This window comes from Neisseria sicca (genome assembly GCF_014054945.1).
GTDB lineage: Bacteria > Pseudomonadota > Gammaproteobacteria > Burkholderiales > Neisseriaceae > Neisseria > Neisseria sicca.
Map to the genome: position 1 here is coordinate 1,446,099 of NZ_CP059566.1, position 17,000 is coordinate 1,463,098.

Sequence of the window (17,000 nt, forward strand, 5' to 3'; positions counted from 1 at the left end):
CCATTCCGCAGCCCTACCCTCCTTAACGCCAAACAAATTCAAAGCCGCTTCAAGCAGATAGCCGAAACCGTCCGGCTTTACCCTTGCCAAAGCCGGACAAGAAAACTATAATCCCAAACTTCTCGAGTCGGAGTGTGGCGCAGTCTGGTAGCGCACTTGCATGGGGTGCAAGGGGTCGAAGGTTCGAATCCTTTCACTCCGACCAAAGATTCAACAGCCCGGTCATTTTTGACCGGGCTGTTTTTTTGTCTTTACCTATCTCAAATTTTATATTTCAAGCGTTTCAATCAATCAAAAGGTCGTCTGAAAACCCCGAATCCGAGTTTTCAGACGACCTTTTTATTATCCGCAAAGCTTACAGATAGAATTTTTCAACCACTTTCAAATTATCATCCAATTTGTACACCAGCGGCTGACCGGTCGGAATTTCCAAGCCCATGATGTCTTCGTCAGAAATGCCTTCGATGTGTTTGGCCAATGCGCGCAGGGAGTTGCCGTGGGCGGCGACCAAGACGCGTTTGCCGCTCAGAAGCGCGGGGGCGATTTGGTCTTCCCAGAACGGCAATACGCGCTCCAAAGTAACTTTCAGGTTTTCGCCGTCGGGGATAACATCGGCGGGCAGGTTGGCATAGCGGCGGTCGTTGTGCGCGGAGAACGGGTCTTTCGGATCGAGCAGCGGCGGCAGGGTGTCGTAGCTGCGGCGCCAGATGTGGACTTGCTCGTCGCCGTATTTTTCGGCGGTTTGTTTTTTGTCCAAACCTTGCAGTTGGCCGTAGTGGCGTTCGTTCAGCCTCCAGCTTTTGATTTGCGGCACGAACAGTTGGTTGGATTCTTCCAAAACGATGTTGCAGGTTTTAATCGCGCGGGTCAGGACGGAAGTGAAGGCGATGTCGAACTCGTAGCCTTTTTCCTTCAGTTTTTTACCGGCGGCGGCAGCTTCGGCAAGCCCCTGCTCGCTCAGTTTCACATCGCGCCAGCCTGTAAACAGGTTTTTCGCGTTCCATTCGCTTTGTCCGTGACGGATAAATACCAATTCCATGTCGTATGCTCCAATTTGAGGTCGGTAGAAGGGGCTATTTATAACATATTTCGGCTGCTTCTGCAGTCGGGGCAGGGCGATGCTTGTTCTTTATCAAGACTTGCGGCGTATTGTTTTATAGTGGATTAACTTTAAACCAGTACGGCGTTGCCTCGCCTTAGCTCAAAGAGAACGATTCTCTAAGGTGCTGAAGCACCAAGTGAATCGGTTCCGTCCTATCTGTACTGTCTGCGGCTTCGTCGCCTTGTCCTGATTTAAAGTTAATCCACTATACCGTCCATTCCCCCTACCCTTGCAGTCGTAATGCCTCCAAACAAATTAAAGGTCGTCTGAAAACCCTGTTTCAAGTTTTCAGACGACCTTTTTCAACCTACCATCAAGTCATTAGGATTCGACGGGGATGATGCCGATTTTTGCCTGCCATTTGCGCGGGGCGGTGGCGTGGATGGATTCGCCTTTGCTGTCCACGGCGACGGTTACGGGCATGTCTTTGACTTCAAACTCGTAAACCGCTTCCATGCCCAATTCGGGGAACGCCAAGACTTTGGAGGATTTGATGGCTTTTGCCACGAGGTATGCCGCACCGCCGACTGCCATGAGGTACACGGCTTTGTTGTCGGCGATGGCTTCGCAGGTGGCTGCGCCGCGCTCGGATTTGCCGATCATGCCCAAGAGGCCGGTTTGTTCGAGCATTTGGCGGGTGAATTTGTCCATACGGGTGGCAGTGGTCGGACCTGCGGGACCGACGACTTCGTCGCCGACAGGATCGACGGGGCCGACGTAGTAAATCAGGCGGTTGGTGAAATCGACGGGCAACTCTTCGCCTTTGTCGAGCATATCGACGAGGCGTTTGTGCGCGGCATCGCGGCCGGTGAGGATTTTGCCGTTCAGCAGCAATACGTCGCCGGTTTTCCAGCTGGCAACTTCTTCTTTGGTCAGTTTATCGACATCGATGCGTTTGCCGTTGTCGGGGCTGTAAGTCAAATCGGGCCAGTCTTCAACGCGCGGCGGGGTCAGTTCGACCGGGCCTGAGCCGTCCAATTCGAATTCAACGTGGCGGGTGGCGGCGCAGTTCGGAATCATGGCAATCGGTTTGGAAGCGGCATGGGTCGGGTAATCGAGGATTTTGACGTCCAACACGGTGGTCAGTCCGCCCAAACCTTGTGCGCCGATGCCCAACGCGTTGACTTTTTCAAAGAGCTCGAGGCGCAGGGATTCGGTGGCGGACAATTCCGCACCGGACGCGGCTTTTTCCTGCAACTCTTGAATGTCGATGTGGCTCATCAGGGATTCTTTCGCCATCAACACGGCTTTTTCGGGCGTACCGCCGATACCGATGCCCAAAATGCCGGGAGGACACCAGCCCGCGCCCATGGTCGGGATGGTTTTCAATACCCAATCGACGATGTTGTCGGAAGGATTGAGCATGGCGAGTTTGGATTTGTTTTCAGAGCCGCCGCCTTTTGCCGCGCAGGTTACTTCGACTTTGTCGCCCGGTACGATGCTCATGTGGATGACGGCGGGGGTGTTGTCTTTGGTGTTTTGGCGTTTGCCGGCCGGGTCGGCGAGGACGGACGCGCGTAGGGTGTTGCCTTCCCAAGTGTAGGCGCGGCGCACGCCTTCGTTAACCATCTCTTCCACGCTCATGTCCGCATCCCATTGGACGTTCATGCCGACTTTGAGGAAGACGGTTGCGATACCGGTGTCTTGACAGATGGGGCGGTTGTTTTCCGCACACATACGGCTGTTGACCAAAATCTGCGTCATCGCGTCTTTGGCGGCGGGATTTTCTTCCTTCTGCCACGCCTTATAGAGCGCGTCGATGTAGTCTTTCGGATGGTAATAGCTGATGAATTGGAAGGCATCGCAGATACTTTGGATAAAGTCTTCTTGCTTGATGACGGTCATGATTGTGTTCCTTTTCATATGGTAGGGAAGGTTTGTTAGCTTTTTTATAGAGGCCGTTTTTCAGACGACCTTAATCAGTGTAATAGTGCTGTCAATCGATATGAGGCGACAATATGATTTTTATAATTTATTGATTTTCATAAAACTTAATAACCTATCATTTCACTCGGATGATGATAACGGATATTGTCGGCAATATTTACCAGTAGAAATAAAACTACAATTAATCTGTCCACTAAAATTCCCAAGGGTCGTCTGAAAAGGCTGAATTCACCGCTGTAATGAACCCTACTAATAACATGAATTTAAAAAGAAACAATTACTTTTCAGACGACCTGTCTTTCTTTTTTCAACCATACACAAATGTAAAAGCCGTGTCATTCTACCCACGATGATTTTTGACGGAAGTCAAACTTAGCCGTTTTTATGAAATTTTATAACACAATTTGCATTTACTTACATTTCGCAAATTTATCCAATAAATACATAGATATATGCTTTTATATCAAACACTTAATAATGATATTTACTCGTATTTCAAAACGGTTTTTAGCAATTATTCCTTTATCGTAAGTTTATTTTATCTTACAAAATAACAAGATGGCACAAAGGTCGTCTGAAAACCGCTGTTTTTTGTTCACAATCCGCCCCCACCCTGCCTTTACGACTCCGCCATCATCAAAAAAACCAAATTCTGATACACTAATAAAAGACAGTCAGACGTTGATTTATAAGACGTTTCCTGAAAAATATCTGCATTTTAAAAATTTGTAATAAAAATACACACATCCGATTTCCCCTATCCCATTCCACAGGACACTACCATGAGTGAAAACTTGTTAACCCTGACCATAGACGGCCACGAGGTCAAGGCCTCCGCCGACTCGTCAATTATTCAGGCCTATGCCCGTGCCGGCAGCGCGATTACCGCCAACGTCGGCTGTATGGGACAAGGCGTGTGCGGTTCGTGCCGCTGCATGATCCGCAAGGAAGGCGAGCGCGAGGTAACGACTGCGTTGGCGTGTGAAACCAAAGTCGAAGAAGGGATGCAGGTCAGCTTCTTGGACTACTTTATCCCTGAGCACATCCAATATTACGACGTGAGCGAGGTCGGCGACGGCTGGAACTGGCTGGACGACACCGCCAAAGCCTTCCCCGAAGCGCAACACTGCCGTCATTGCGGCGGCTGCAACCGCGCCTGCCCCAAAGGTTTGGAAGTGGAAAACGGCGTAGCGCAAGTAGTATCCGGCGATTTCGGCGCGGCTGCGCTGACCTTCGACCAATGTGTGATGTGTAACCTCTGCACCCTTTCCTGCCCCGAACACATCCGTCCGAACCACTTGGGTCTGTTCGCCCGTCGTATGAAAGCGGCGCGCACGCTGCGTCCGGTGGATTTGATGCGCCGCCTGCGCGAAATCGACAGCGGCAAAATGAAAGTCGAATTTGAAGAGGAGGCAATGTGATGGCGAACGAAATCCAAGGCATAGACTACGAAACCGCCCTTGCCAACCTGCGTGCTTCCTCATTGGAACTGCGCGGCGACCTGCCGGAAAAAAACGAATTGTTGAGCCAGTTTCACCCCGACTATCAGGCAAATGCGCGCGTCAAACTGCCCATCGGCCCGAACACGGGCGATTACTGCCATCCTGATTTGGCGAAACTGCTGATCAGCCATCCCCTGATTGACGACTATGATTTGTCGGGCGCGGAACATTTGAACACCGACGTACTGGTTATCGGCGGCGGCGGTGCGGGCGCAGCAGCGGCATTGTCTGCAACCGAAGCAGGCGCGCGCGTGATTATGGCGAACAAGCTGCGTATCGGCGACAGCAATACCGTGATGGCCGAAGGCGGCATTCAGGCGGCGGTCGGCGCGGAAGACAGCTTGCAGCAACACTTTGACGACACCATCAAAGGCGGCCACAACGCAGGCAAAAAAGAATTGGTGGCACAAATGGTTACTGACGCGCCGTCCGCCATCCGCTGGCTGATCGGCTTGGGCATGACTTTCGACCTTGCCAAAGGTGCGGACAGCAACGGCATGTTGAGCCGCAAACGTGCGGGCGGTACGACTGTGCCGCGCATCCTGAGCTACCGCGACTTTACCGGCCTTGAAATGATGCGAGTACTGCGCGAGGCGGTCGAACTCGACGAAAACATTACCCAGCTCAACCGCCACCCCGCCATCGAATTATTGTCGGACGAACACGGCCGCTGCGTCGGCGCGATTTTGTACGATTTGGAAAAACGCTCCTTGGTATTGGTTCACACCAAAGCCGTGGTCTTGGCAACCGGCGGCAGCGGACGGCTGCATTTGCAGGGTTTCGCCACTTCCAACCACTACGGCGCAACCGCCGACGGTCTGGTGATGGCATACCGCATCGGCGCAAAACTGCGCGACATCGATTCCTTCCAATACCATCCGACCGGCGTCGCCCATCCGCCGCACTTGGCAGGCGCGCTGATTTCCGAAGCCGTGCGTTCCGCAGGCACCAAACTGGTCAACGGTTTGGGCGAGCGTTTCGTTGACGAATTACAGCCGCGCGACGTCGTTGCCGCCGCCATTTTGCGCGAGTGCCGCGAAGGCCGCGGCGTGGTGCGCGACGGACAGGTCGGCGTGTTCCTCGACACCCCGCGCCTGATTGAAAACGATCCTGACGTGTTGAACCGTTTGGTTACGCTCGGCCACGTTGCCCACAAATGCGGCATCGACCCCGCTGTTGAGCCTGTAATGATTCATCCGACCCTGCACTACCAAAACGGCGGCGTCGAAATCAACGGCGACGGCGCGACCTGCGTGGAAGGCCTCTATTGCGCCGGCGAAGTAACCGGCGGCATCCACGGCCGCAACCGCCTGATGGGCAACGCGCTTTTGGACATCATCAGCTTCGGCCGCCGCGCGGGTAAAGCAGCCGCCGGTTGCGGCCTACCGCTGAAAAAAGTGCGCGGCGGTGTCGGACACGTCCACGATCTGCAACGCGAAATGACCCGCGCCGGTCTGACCAGCGACATCAAAGCCCCCGTTTTATATCCCGACTACGGCAAATTCGATTTGCGCGAACACGCCGGTTTGCAGGAGCAACAATCATGAACCAAGCCAATCAAAACTTACTGCACCCGTCCCGCCAAGTCGGCGTGGATTTGGCCGCGTGGCGCAAAGTCGGCGGCGGCGAAGGCCTGCTGGCAGCGCTTGCCGATCCTCAAAGCATCGTTTCCAAGCTGCAAGACGCCAATCTCTGCGGCATGGGCGGCGCAGGTTTCCCGACCTGGCGCAAATGGGAGGCGGCCGTCGCAGCCCAAAGCAAACACGGCGACAAATACGTCGTCTGTAACGCCAACGAAGACGAACCGGGTACGTTTAAAGACCGCGTATTGCTGGCGAAAACGCCGCACCAAGTCATCGAGGGCGTACTGATTGCCGCCGTCGCCTGCCGCGCCAACAAAGCGATTATGTATGTCAACCCGCACCAGACCGAATCCGTCGCCTCCATCGTGCCCGCCATCGAGCAGTGGAAAAAAAGCGATTTGTTCATCCGCATCGAAAACTATCTGGGCAAACCTTTAGACCTGAAATTGGTCGAAACTTCAGGCCGCTACATCGGCGGCGAAGAAACCGCCGTGATTTCATGGTTGGAAGGCGGTTTCCCGTTCCCGCGCCGCAAGCCGCCGTTCCCTGCCGAAAGCGGCGTAGCAGGCGAACCGACCTTAATCAACAACACCGAAACCTTCGCCAACATCCCGCAAATCCTTGCCAAAGGCGCGGAATGGTACAAATCGCTGGGTTTGGGCGATGCCGCAGGCACGAAACTCTATTCGCTTTCCGGCGACGTATTGAATCCGGGCCTGTACGAACTGCCGATGGGCACGACCCTGCAATCGCTGATTTTCGACCACGGCGGCGGTATGCTCGAAGGGCGCACGTTTAAAGCCGTCTTCACCGGCGGCCCGTCAAACACGCTTCTGACCGCGAAAGATTTGGACGTGCCTTTGGACTTCGTGTCCGTGCGCGAACGCAAATCCAGCCTCGGTACGGGCGCGATGATTGTGATTTCCGAAGGCACCAGCGTGGTGCGTAAAGTGTCCGAGTATGTGGAATTTTTTGCGTCCAACTCATGCGGACAATGCCCGCCGTGCAAAGGCGGCACTTTCCAACTCTCGCGCCTGCTCAACCGTGTGGATACCGGCATCGGCACTTCAGACGACCTCCGCGCCCTGCAAAGCCTGTGCCAACTGCTGCCACGAAGCGGCCGCTGCGGTCTGATTGACGGCGCGGTTACCGTGTTGCAAAGCTCGCTGCGTACCTTCCCCGAAGAGTACGGCCTGCCGGCAGAGCAGGATTAATCCGATACGGGATTTCAGACGACCTTTTCTATTATGGGAGGTCGTCTGAAAAATACCTGTAGATTGGGGCATGAACCAACATGATGATTAGGGTTTAAGTATTTGTTGGATTTCACAACCGAAACCGCTAAATCTGAGGTTTTGCCCTCTCCCTAGCCCTCTCCCACGGGGAGAGGGAATGATGGTGCTGAAGCCGACCATTATCAGATTTTCTGCAATCTGCCCCTCTTCCACGGAGAGAGAATGATGGTGCTAAAAATCGACCATTATCAGACTTTCCGCAACCCGTCCCCTCTCCCGTGGGAGAGGGCAAACCGCAATAACCTCAAGAAAACGTCGTCTGAAAAAGATGGCAACACAAACACGCATGACCCAAACCACCAAAAGAAAAACATAAAAAACAACTGCTGCCAAATACGTTTCAGACGACCCCTCCCCACTAAAACGGACACACATCGTCTGACTAAAACTTATCGGTAGATTTGCCATCAGAAAAAACGATACACGCATCCTAGGGTTTGCCCTCTCCCTAACCCTCTCCCACTGGGAGAAGGAATAATGGTGCTGAAACCGACTATTATCGGATTTTCTGCAATCTATCCCCTCTCCCCGTGGGAGAGGGCTAGGGAGAGGGCAAAACGCAATAACCTTAAGAAAACGTCGTCTGAAAAAGATGGCAATAAAAAATACGCATTACCCAAACCACCAAAAGAAAAACATAAAAAACAACTGCTGCCAAATACGTTTCAGACGACCCCTCCCCACTAAAACGGACACACATCGTCTGACTAAAACTTATCGGTAGATTTGCCATCAGAGAAAACGATACGGTGCATCCTAGGGTTTTACCCTCTCCCTAGCCCTCTCCCACGGGGAGAGGGAATGATGGTGCTGAAACCGACCATTATCGGATTTTCTGCAATCTGTTCTCTCTTCCACGGAAAGGGAATAATGGCGCTGAAACCGACCATTATCGGACTTTCTGCAAGCTGTCCCCTCTCCCCGTGGGAGAGGGCTAGGGAGAGGGCAAACCGCAATAACCTTAAGAAAACGTCGTCTGAAAAAGATGGCAACACAAACACGCATTACCCAAACCACCAAAAGAAAAACATAAAAAACAACTGCTGCCAAATACGTTTCAGACGACCTGTTCCCATCAAAATCAGGCACACGTCGTCTGAAATCCGATTTCCCCGATACCTCAAACTAGGAGACTCAACATGGGCTTCAAGCCAATTCCTGCTGCGGTTGCGCTCGCGCTGACGCTGATTATCTGGTTCGTCATACCCGTGCCGCAGGGCGTGTCGCCCGACGCATGGCACCTTTTGGCGTTGTTCGTCGGCATCATCGCCGGCATCATCGGCAAAGCCATGCCCATCGGCGCAATGGCGATTTTGGGCATTACCTTGGTCGCGCTGACCGGCGTGACCAACGAAAAAGCAGCCGACGCAACCAAAGACGCTCTGAGCAGCCTCAACAACTCGTTAATCTGGATGATCGGTATCGCCATCATCATCTCGCGCGGTTTGTTGAAAACCGGCTTGGGGATGCGTATCGGCTACCTTCTGATTTCCCTCTTCGGCAAACGCACGCTGGGCGTAGGTTACAGCCTGGCTTTGGCCGACTTGGTTATCGGCCCGGTTACGCCAAGTAACACCGCGCGCGGCGGCGCCATCGTGCATCCGATTATGCGTTCCATTGCCCTGAGTTTCGATTCCGACCCCGAAAAAGGCACGGAAGGCAAAATCGGTAAATACCTCGCGCTGGTCAACTACCACGCCAACATCATCACCTGCTGTATCTTCATTACCGCAACCGCACCCAACCCGTTGGTTGTCGAATTAGTCGCCAAAGCTACCGATTCGAAAATCCACCTCTCTTGGGGCACATGGTTCGCCGCCATGGTTGTCCCCGGCCTGATCGCCATGTTCCTGATGCCGCTGGTGCTGTATTTCCTGTATCCGCCCGAAATCAAACAAACGCCTAACGCGACCGCCCTTGCCAAAGAAAAACTGAAAGAAATGGGCGCGATGAAGCGTGACGAAAAAATCATGCTCGGCATTTTCGTGATTCTGCTGCTTTTGTGGGCGGGCGTTCCCGAAATGCTGTTCGGCGTGAAAGTCGATGCCACCGCCACCACCTTCCTCGGTCTGAGCCTGTGCCTGCTCACCGGCGTACTGACTTGGGACGACGCGCTGAAAGAAAAAGGCGCGTGGGACACCATCGTCTGGTTTGCCGCCTTGGTCATGATGGCGAACTTCCTCAACAAATTGGGACTGATTGCATGGCTGTCCGAATCCATGCAGGGTGGCATTTCCCATCTCGGGCTGGGCTGGGAAGCCGGTTGCGCCCTGTTGGTACTCGCCTACCTCTACGCCCACTACGTTTTCGCCAGCGGCACGGCACACGTTACCGCCATGTTCGGCGCGTTCTACGGCGCAGGCCTCGCCTTGAATGCACCGCCCATGCTGTTCGCCCTAATTATGGCATCCGCCACCGGCATCATGATGTCGCTGACCCACTACGCCTCAGGTTCGTCCCCCGTCATCTACGGCTCGAACTATGTCAGCATGACCGAATGGTGGAAAGCCGGCTTCATCATGAGCGTGGTCGAAATCCTGATTTTCGGCACCATCGGCATTATCTGGTGGAAAGTGCTGGGCTACTGGTAAACCCTGCCTGAAATCAACAAAAGGTCGTCTGAAAATAGGTTTTCAGACGACCTTTTTGCTTTTTGGAGAGAAGCAGTTGCAAGGTGAGGCTGGATATCAATCCGCTATTGGCTGCCCAACCATTCGTCGCGCGTTTGCTTGGCTTCTTCAAAATAACGGTATAGCGCGTCGCGGTTTTCTTGTTCAAGGATACGTTCCAACTTGGAAAGTTGATCGTGCAGTCCGGCAATCAGCTTGATCAGGCTGTTTTTATTGTCCAGGCAAATGTCCGTCCAAATGGCGGGATGGCTGGAGGCGATGCGGGTAAAGTCTCGGAAACCGCTGGCGGCAAATTTCAAATATTCCTGTCCGTCCGGATGGTCGGCGATTTGGTGGACATAAGCAAAAGCGGTCAAATGCGGCATATGGGAAACGGCGGCGAACACGGCATCGTGTTCTTCCGCACTCATTTCAAACGTCTGTGCGCCGACCGCCTGCCATAGGCTTTTTATCAAAGCGATACCTTCGGGACGCTCTTGTCCGTGTGTGGTGATAATCAGTTTTTTATCTTGATACAACCCGAATTGCGCCGCCAATGCACCGCTGCGGTCGGAGCCTGCAATGGGGTGCGCGGCGATACAGTGTGAAATCCGCTCGGGCAGATATTGGCGGAAAGCGGCGATGGCAGTCCGCTTGGTGCTGCCCACATCAGACACATAAGCCTCCGGCGCAAGCAGCGGCGCAATGGCTTGGCAGATGGTCGGCAGCGTGGAAACCGGCGTGGCAATCAACACCAAATCGGCATGACCGATGCTTTCGGCGTTGATTTCCGTAAACGCTTTATCAATCACCCGACGCTCAAGCGCACGGTCGAGATTGTCGCGGTCAAGATCAATGCCGGTCACGGTTTGCACCCGTCCCAATCGTTTGAGATCCAGAACGAAAGAGCCGCCTATCAGTCCGACGCCGATAAGGGTGATGTGTTGGAGCGGAGCATTTGGTGTCATGGCGGATGTGTAAGGCGGTGGATGAAGGAAAGGTCGTCTGAAAACATACCGGGGACTAGGATTTGCTTCGAAACCTGCAAAACCTTCTTGGAACACAAATCCTGCCTGCAGCTTGGGCTATTATAGTGAATCGGCCCCATTCCAGCCACAACCCTGTCGGAAAGCCGGTCAGCCCGTAGGCGTTTTCAGAATGGAACAATCTTCCGCAGTGTCAAAAGATTTTGCATACACCGGCCATCCTAAATCAATATTTTTTAAGAAAATCAAAGAAAACCGGCAGCGTTCATTTGCTCTAAAAACCGTTTATACAGAAACAGTTTTCCAAACCTTGCGTTCCGTTTTAAAATTGAGAGCCATTCTTGAACCAGGTCGTCTGAAAGTACCGTATGTCACTTGCACAACCCAACCGTATCCTCGTCATCAAACTGCGCCATCATGGTGACGTATTGCTCAGTACGCCGGTCGTCGATGCGATCAAACAACATTTTCCCGAGTGCGAAGTCGATATGCTGGTTTATCAGGAAACCGCCGACATCATCCGCGACAATCCGCAAATCGCCCGGATTTTCACCATTGACCGGCAATGGAAGAAACAAGGCGTGCGGATGCAGTTCAAACACGAAAAAGACCTTTTCCGTCAGTTAAAAGCCCGTCAATACGATTGGGCATTCAACCTTTCCGACCAATGGCGTGCCGCCATCATTGCCAAGCTCTGTTCAAAATGCAGCGTCGGCTTCAACTGCATCAAACGCGACAATGCCGCCTGGCGCTGGTGTCACGACTTTCTCAACCCCGATATGGGCACGACCAAACATATCGTTGAAACCCATCTGGGCATACTGCCTCCGCTTATCCGTCCGGAAGATCTATCCCACGCAAAAGTCCGTATGAGCATCTCCCCAGATGTCCGCAACAGTATGGAACAAAAATTGCGCGAACAAGGCTGGCAAGGCGAAAACTACGTCTTACTGCATCCGGGCGCGCGCTGGTTGTTCAAATGTTGGGAAGACGGCAAAAACGCCGCACTCGTCCAGCTTCTGCTGAACCACGGACACAACGTCGTCCTGACTGCCTCCCCCAGTCCCGTTGAACACGACATGATTGAAGCCATCTTAGGTCGTCTGAAAATACCGGAAAGCGGCAAAGTATGGGTATTGTCCGGCTGCCTAACTTTGCGCGAACTTGCAGCGGCGATAGACCGCGCCAAACTGTTTATCGGCGTCGATTCCGTTCCCATGCACATCGCCGCCGCGCTCGACAAACCGCAAATCGCCCTATTCGGCGCGACTTGGCTGGGCATATGGCATCCTTATTCGCTCAATGCCGAAGTGATATGGGCGGGCGATTATACCGACCTCCCCCACCCCGACAGCATCAATACAAACAATCCCGAACGTCTCCTGAAAGCCATTCCTCTGGAAGAAGTATGGAACCGCGTTTCCGCCAAACTCGAGAAAATTGACCAAACGGGAACACACGCAGCAATAGAATAATCCCTGCTTCGGTATCAATAAGCGGTTGCCTATAAATAAAGTAGAGGTCTTTGCAAAATTAACTACAACAGATTTTCACCCTATTCCGACATCTTAAGAGAACACCTAAGATTTATCCAAACATCCTGAAACCTTAACGGATGTCAACGCGCTATTTGGTGGAGACGTAGTCGGCATAGTGCGCCAGCAAGGCAGTCGTTTCCAATAACGAACCTTCTCACTGCACACACTAAGGCAGTATTGCAGCCCGCCACCTTTTCAGACGACCTTTCCACATAGGTCTCCCCATACATCCTGATCTGACGGCCGAATGAAGCGGGACAGACATGGCAGCCTTACCCGCCCGATACAAAGACCGTCCGACTCCGGACTGGATTCGGACGGCCTTTTCATTACCGGGTCTGCAGCTGCGCACATTCCCTATTCGGGAGGGCGCACCCGGGTTTATTTTTTAGCGGCGGGGGTGGCGGCTTTGTTTTGAGCGGCCGGGGCGACGGTTGCTTCCGCCTTCAGTTTGGAGAAGATGCCCTCACCGATACCTTTGACGTTTTTCAACTCCTCGACCGATTTGAAGGCACCATGTTGTTGACGGTAGTCCACGATGGCTTTGGCTTTGGCAGGGCCGATACCGGGCAGGGCTTCCAACTCGGACGGGGAAGCGGTATTGATGTTGACGGCGGCCAGCGACAGCGAAGCGGTCAGCAGGGAGAGGGCGGCAAAGAGGAATTTTTTCATAAGAAGATACTCCATAGTTTGTGAATGCGGATGATGCCTGTGTGTGCGGCACCGTAAAATAGTTGGCTATCATATCCGTCTTACCGTTTCCGTTCAAACGATACCTGAAGATTTCTTGGTTTACTATCTCTTTATGTATTGATTCTGCAACATCCCTATTCTACCCGCACCCTCCCTATCCGTCACATTTACCTGCTGCGCTATCGTCGCACCCGCCTATCTCCACTCGTGAGCAGTCAGCCATAGCAAGAAGGCAAGGAACGGCAATGACGAGTTTCAAGTAAAGGTATGAATAAAATATGGGGTAAAAGTAAAAGCCCCCGACATCTGTCAGGGGCTTAGAATAGGTGTTTGGCAGTGACCTACTTTCGCATGGAAGAACCACACTATCATCGGCGCTGAGTCGTTTCACGGTCCTGTTCGGGATGGGAAGGCGTGGGACCAACTCGCTATGGCCGCCAAACTTAAACTGTACAAATCGGCAAAGCCTTAATCAATATATTTGGTGATGACTGAATCAGTCAGTAAGCTTTTTATTTGAAGTTCTTCAAATGATAGAGTCAAGCCTCACGAGCAATTAGTATGGGTTAGCTTCACGCGTTACCGCGCTTCCACACCCCACCTATCAACGTCCTGGTCTCGAACGACTCTTTAGTGCGGTTAAACCGCAAGGGAAGTCTCATCTTCAGGCGAGTTTCGCGCTTAGATGCTTTCAGCGCTTATCTCTTCCGAACTTAGCTACCCGGCTATGCAACTGGCGTTACAACCGGTACACCAGAGGTTCGTCCACTCCGGTCCTCTCGTACTAGGAGCAGCCCCCGTCAAACTTCCAACGCCCACTGCAGATAGGGACCAAACTGTCTCACGACGTTTTAAACCCAGCTCACGTACCACTTTAAATGGCGAACAGCCATACCCTTGGGACCGACTACAGCCCCAGGATGTGATGAGCCGACATCGAGGTGCCAAACTCCGCCGTCGATATGAACTCTTGGGCGGAATCAGCCTGTTATCCCCGGAGTACCTTTTATCCGTTGAGCGATGGCCCTTCCATACAGAACCACCGGATCACTATGTCCTGCTTTCGCACCTGCTCGACTTGTCGGTCTCGCAGTTAAGCTACCTTTTGCCATTGCACTATCAGTCCGATTTCCGACCGGACCTAGGTAACCTTCGAACTCCTCCGTTACTCTTTGGGAGGAGACCGCCCCAGTCAAACTGCCTACCATGCACGGTCCCCGACCCGGATTACGGGTCTGGGTTAGAACCTCAAAGACACCAGGGTGGTATTTCAAGGACGGCTCCACAGAGACTGGCGTCTCTGCTTCAAAGCCTCCCACCTATCCTACACAAGTGACTTCAAAGTCCAATGCAAAGCTACAGTAAAGGTTCACGGGGTCTTTCCGTCTAGCAGCGGGTAGATTGCATCTTCACAACCACTTCAACTTCGCTGAGTCTCGGGAGGAGACAGTGTGGCCATCGTTACGCCATTCGTGCGGGTCGGAACTTACCCGACAAGGAATTTCGCTACCTTAGGACCGTTATAGTTACGGCCGCCGTTTACTGGGGCTTCGATCCGATGCTCTCACATCTTCAATTAACCTTCCAGCACCGGGCAGGCGTCACACCCTATACGTCCACTTTCGTGTTAGCAGAGTGCTGTGTTTTTAATAAACAGTCGCAGCCACCTATTCTCTGCGACCCTCCGAGGCTTACGGAGCAAGTCCTTAACCTTAGAGGGCATACCTTCTCCCGAAGTTACGGTATCAATTTGCCGAGTTCCTTCTCCCGAGTTCTCTCAAGCGCCTTAGAATTCTCATCCTGCCCACCTGTGTCGGTTTGCGGTACGGTTCGATTCAAACTGAAGCTTAGTGGCTTTTCCTGGAAGCGTGGTATCGGTTACTTCATGTCCGTAGACACTCGTCGTCACTTCTCGGTGTTAAGAAGACCCGGATTTGCCTAAGTCTTCCACCTACCGGCTTAAACAAGCTATTCCAACAGCTTGCTAACCTAACCTTCTCCGTCCCCACATCGCATTTGAATCAAGTACAGGAATATTAACCTGTTTCCCATCGACTACGCATTTCTGCCTCGCCTTAGGGGCCGACTCACCCTACGCCGATGAACGTTGCGTAGGAAACCTTGGGCTTTCGGCGAGCGGGCTTTTCACCCGCTTTATCGCTACTCATGTCAACATTCGCACTTCTGATACCTCCAGCACACTTTACAATGCACCTTCATCGGCCTACAGAACGCTCCCCTACCATGCTAGTAAACTAGCATCCGCAGCTTCGGTTATAGATTTGAGCCCCGTTACATCTTCCGCGCAGGACGACTCGACCAGTGAGCTATTACGCTTTCTTTAAATGATGGCTGCTTCTAAGCCAACATCCTGGCTGTCTGGGCCTTCCCACTTCGTTTACCACTTAATCTATCATTTGGGACCTTAGCTGGCGGTCTGGGTTGTTTCCCTCTTGACAACGGACGTTAGCACCCGCTGTCTGTCTCCCGAGGAACCACTTGATGGTATTCTTAGTTTGCCATGGGTTGGTAAGTTGCAATAACCCCCTAGCCATAACAGTGCTTTACCCCCATCAGTGTCTTGCTCGAGGCACTACCTAAATAGTTTTCGGGGAGAACCAGCTATCTCCGAGTTTGTTTAGCCTTTCACCCCTATCCACAGCTCATCCCCGCATTTTGCAACATGCGTGGGTTCGGTCCTCCAGTACCTGTTACGGCACCTTCAACCTGGCCATGGATAGATCACTCGGTTTCGGGTCTACACCCAGCAACTGTTCGCCCTATTAAGACTCGGTTTCCCTACGCCTCCCCTACTCGGTTAAGCTCGCTACTGAATGTAAGTCGTTGACCCATTATACAAAAGGTACGCAGTCACACCACAAGGGTGCTTCCACTGTTTGTATGCATCAGGTTTCAGGTTCTATTTCACTCCCCTCCCGGGGTTCTTTTCGCCTTTCCCTCACGGTACTGGTTCACTATCGGTCGATGATGAGTATTTAGCCTTGGAGGATGGTCCCCCCATATTCAGACAGGATTTCACGTGTCCCGCCCTACTTTTCGTACGCTTAGTACCACCGTTGAGATTTCGAATACGGGACTATCACCCACTATGGTCAAGCTTCCCAGCTTGTTCTTCTATCTCGACAGTTATCACGTACAGGCTCCTCCGCGTTCGCTCGCCACTACTTGCGGAATCTCGGTTGATTTCTTTTCCTCCGGGTACTTAGATGGTTCAGTTCTCCGGGTTCGCTTCTCTAAGTCTATGTATTCAACTTAGGATACTGCACAGAATGCAGTGGGTTTCCCCATTCGGACATCGCGGGATCATAGCTTTATTGCCAGCTCCCCCACGCTTTTCGCAGGCTTACACGTCCTTCGTCGCCTATCATCGCCAAGGCATCCACCTGATGCACTTATTCACTTGACTCTATCATTTCAAGAACTTCTCTGACTTTGCCTGACATTCCGTTGACTAGAACATCAAACTTGAATTTCCTACTCTGATAAAGCTTACTGCTTGTTGTGTCTTAATCCCGCCTTTTGTCTTTCGGGATTAAGTCGATACAATCATCACCCAAATACTGCACCTGTTTTTCTTTTCCTATCCAGGAGACAACTGACCGTTTGCAATCGGTCAATCATCAAAAACAGACACATTGTCTTTGTTTGTTGATTTCGGCTTTCCAATTTGTTAAAGATCGATGCGTTCAATATTGCTATTTACTTCGCAAATCAAAATGAGCTGATTATTATAGCAGCCTTTCTTTTTCCGTCAAACTGATTCGTCAGCAGACTTCTCTTTGGA

10 protein-coding genes, 1 tRNA gene and 2 rRNA genes are annotated in these 17,000 nt (G+C 52.4%); 7 read left to right on the forward strand and 6 right to left on the reverse strand.

The features are described 5' to 3' along the window. The first annotated feature begins 128 nt into the window (after positions 1-128). Positions 129-205, forward strand: a tRNA-Pro gene (locus H3L95_RS06990). Between the two features lie 150 nt (positions 206-355). Here the strand turns inward: H3L95_RS06990 and H3L95_RS06995 are convergent. Both H3L95_RS06995 and H3L95_RS07000 read right to left on the reverse strand, forming a co-directional pair. Continuing rightward, positions 356-1,039 carry a 2,3-diphosphoglycerate-dependent phosphoglycerate mutase gene (locus H3L95_RS06995; RefSeq protein ID WP_003761799.1) on the reverse strand — a complete coding sequence of 228 codons (684 nt, stop codon included), beginning with the start codon at positions 1,037-1,039 and terminating at the stop codon, positions 356-358. A 384-nt stretch (positions 1,040-1,423) separates the two neighbouring features. After that, the gene (locus tag H3L95_RS07000; protein WP_040669189.1) at positions 1,424-2,947 is read right to left on the reverse strand and encodes a fumarate hydratase; all 1,524 of its coding nucleotides are present in this window, start codon (positions 2,945-2,947) and stop codon (positions 1,424-1,426) included. Between the two features lie 824 nt (positions 2,948-3,771). Between H3L95_RS07000 and H3L95_RS07005 the strand changes: the two genes are divergently transcribed. The 4 genes from H3L95_RS07005 to H3L95_RS07020 all read left to right on the forward strand — a co-directional run bounded on the left by H3L95_RS07005 (position 3,772) and on the right by H3L95_RS07020 (position 9,960). Beyond that, a complete protein-coding gene (locus H3L95_RS07005; protein ID WP_003761810.1) occupies positions 3,772-4,410 on the forward strand; it encodes a 2Fe-2S iron-sulfur cluster-binding protein in 639 nt (212 codons plus the stop codon). Beyond that, positions 4,410-6,038: an FAD-binding protein gene (locus H3L95_RS07010; protein WP_182096129.1), complete on the forward strand. Its 1,629-nt coding sequence runs from the start codon at positions 4,410-4,412 to the stop codon at positions 6,036-6,038. The genes H3L95_RS07005 and H3L95_RS07010 overlap by 1 nt, the downstream gene beginning before the upstream one ends. Continuing rightward, positions 6,035-7,288, forward strand: coding sequence for a complex I 51 kDa subunit family protein (locus H3L95_RS07015; protein WP_003761813.1), 1,254 nt, complete (start codon positions 6,035-6,037; stop codon positions 7,286-7,288). The genes H3L95_RS07010 and H3L95_RS07015 overlap by 4 nt, the downstream gene beginning before the upstream one ends. A 1,220-nt stretch (positions 7,289-8,508) precedes the next feature. Next, entirely contained in the window at positions 8,509-9,960 is a 1,452-nt protein-coding gene (locus H3L95_RS07020) for a DASS family sodium-coupled anion symporter (protein WP_003761818.1), read from the forward strand. Between the two features lie 104 nt (positions 9,961-10,064). Here H3L95_RS07020 and H3L95_RS07025 read toward each other — a convergent pair whose 3' ends face one another. Continuing rightward, entirely contained in the window at positions 10,065-10,946 is an 882-nt protein-coding gene (locus H3L95_RS07025; protein ID WP_003761821.1) for a prephenate dehydrogenase, read from the reverse strand. A gap of 190 nt (positions 10,947-11,136) precedes the next feature. Here H3L95_RS07025 and H3L95_RS07030 point away from each other — a divergent pair, with 190 nt between their 5' ends. Beyond that, complete coding sequence (locus H3L95_RS07030) at positions 11,137-11,388, forward strand: hypothetical protein (protein WP_094105996.1); 252 nt, start codon at positions 11,137-11,139, stop codon at positions 11,386-11,388. Continuing rightward, entirely contained in the window at positions 11,333-12,439 is a 1,107-nt protein-coding gene (gene rfaQ / locus H3L95_RS07035) for a putative lipopolysaccharide heptosyltransferase III (protein ID WP_003761828.1), read from the forward strand. The genes H3L95_RS07030 and rfaQ overlap by 56 nt, the downstream gene beginning before the upstream one ends. Before the next feature lie 444 nt (positions 12,440-12,883). On the opposite strand, the gene H3L95_RS07040 is transcribed toward rfaQ, so the two are convergent. The 3 genes from H3L95_RS07040 to H3L95_RS07050 all read right to left on the reverse strand — a co-directional run bounded on the left by H3L95_RS07040 (position 12,884) and on the right by H3L95_RS07050 (position 16,622). After that, entirely contained in the window at positions 12,884-13,174 is a 291-nt protein-coding gene (locus tag H3L95_RS07040) for a ComEA family DNA-binding protein (protein ID WP_009313167.1), read from the reverse strand. Positions 13,175-13,523: 349 nt separating this feature from the next. Next, positions 13,524-13,637, reverse strand: a 5S ribosomal RNA gene (gene rrf / locus H3L95_RS07045). Positions 13,638-13,730: 93 nt separating this feature from the next. Further along, positions 13,731-16,622 (reverse strand): 23S ribosomal RNA (locus tag H3L95_RS07050). Between the last annotated feature and the right edge of the window lie 378 nt (positions 16,623-17,000).

What these genes read in the sequence shown, in the direction of transcription:
- H3L95_RS06995 (WP_003761799.1), bottom strand. Translation starts at nt 1,039, where the DNA reads ATGGAATTGGTATTTATCCGTCACGGACAAAGCGAATGGAACGCGAAA.
- H3L95_RS07000 (WP_040669189.1), bottom strand. Translation starts at nt 2,947, where the DNA reads ATGACCGTCATCAAGCAAGAAGACTTTATCCAAAGTATCTGCGATGCC.
- H3L95_RS07005 (WP_003761810.1), top strand. Translation starts at nt 3,772, where the DNA reads ATGAGTGAAAACTTGTTAACCCTGACCATAGACGGCCACGAGGTCAAG.
- H3L95_RS07010 (WP_182096129.1), top strand. Translation starts at nt 4,410, where the DNA reads ATGGCGAACGAAATCCAAGGCATAGACTACGAAACCGCCCTTGCCAAC.
- H3L95_RS07015 (WP_003761813.1), top strand. Translation starts at nt 6,035, where the DNA reads ATGAACCAAGCCAATCAAAACTTACTGCACCCGTCCCGCCAAGTCGGC.
- H3L95_RS07020 (WP_003761818.1), top strand. Translation starts at nt 8,509, where the DNA reads ATGGGCTTCAAGCCAATTCCTGCTGCGGTTGCGCTCGCGCTGACGCTG.
- H3L95_RS07025 (WP_003761821.1), bottom strand. Translation starts at nt 10,946, where the DNA reads ATGACACCAAATGCTCCGCTCCAACACATCACCCTTATCGGCGTCGGA.
- H3L95_RS07030 (WP_094105996.1), top strand. Translation starts at nt 11,137, where the DNA reads ATGGAACAATCTTCCGCAGTGTCAAAAGATTTTGCATACACCGGCCAT.
- rfaQ (WP_003761828.1), top strand. Translation starts at nt 11,333, where the DNA reads ATGTCACTTGCACAACCCAACCGTATCCTCGTCATCAAACTGCGCCAT.
- H3L95_RS07040 (WP_009313167.1), bottom strand. Translation starts at nt 13,174, where the DNA reads ATGAAAAAATTCCTCTTTGCCGCCCTCTCCCTGCTGACCGCTTCGCTG.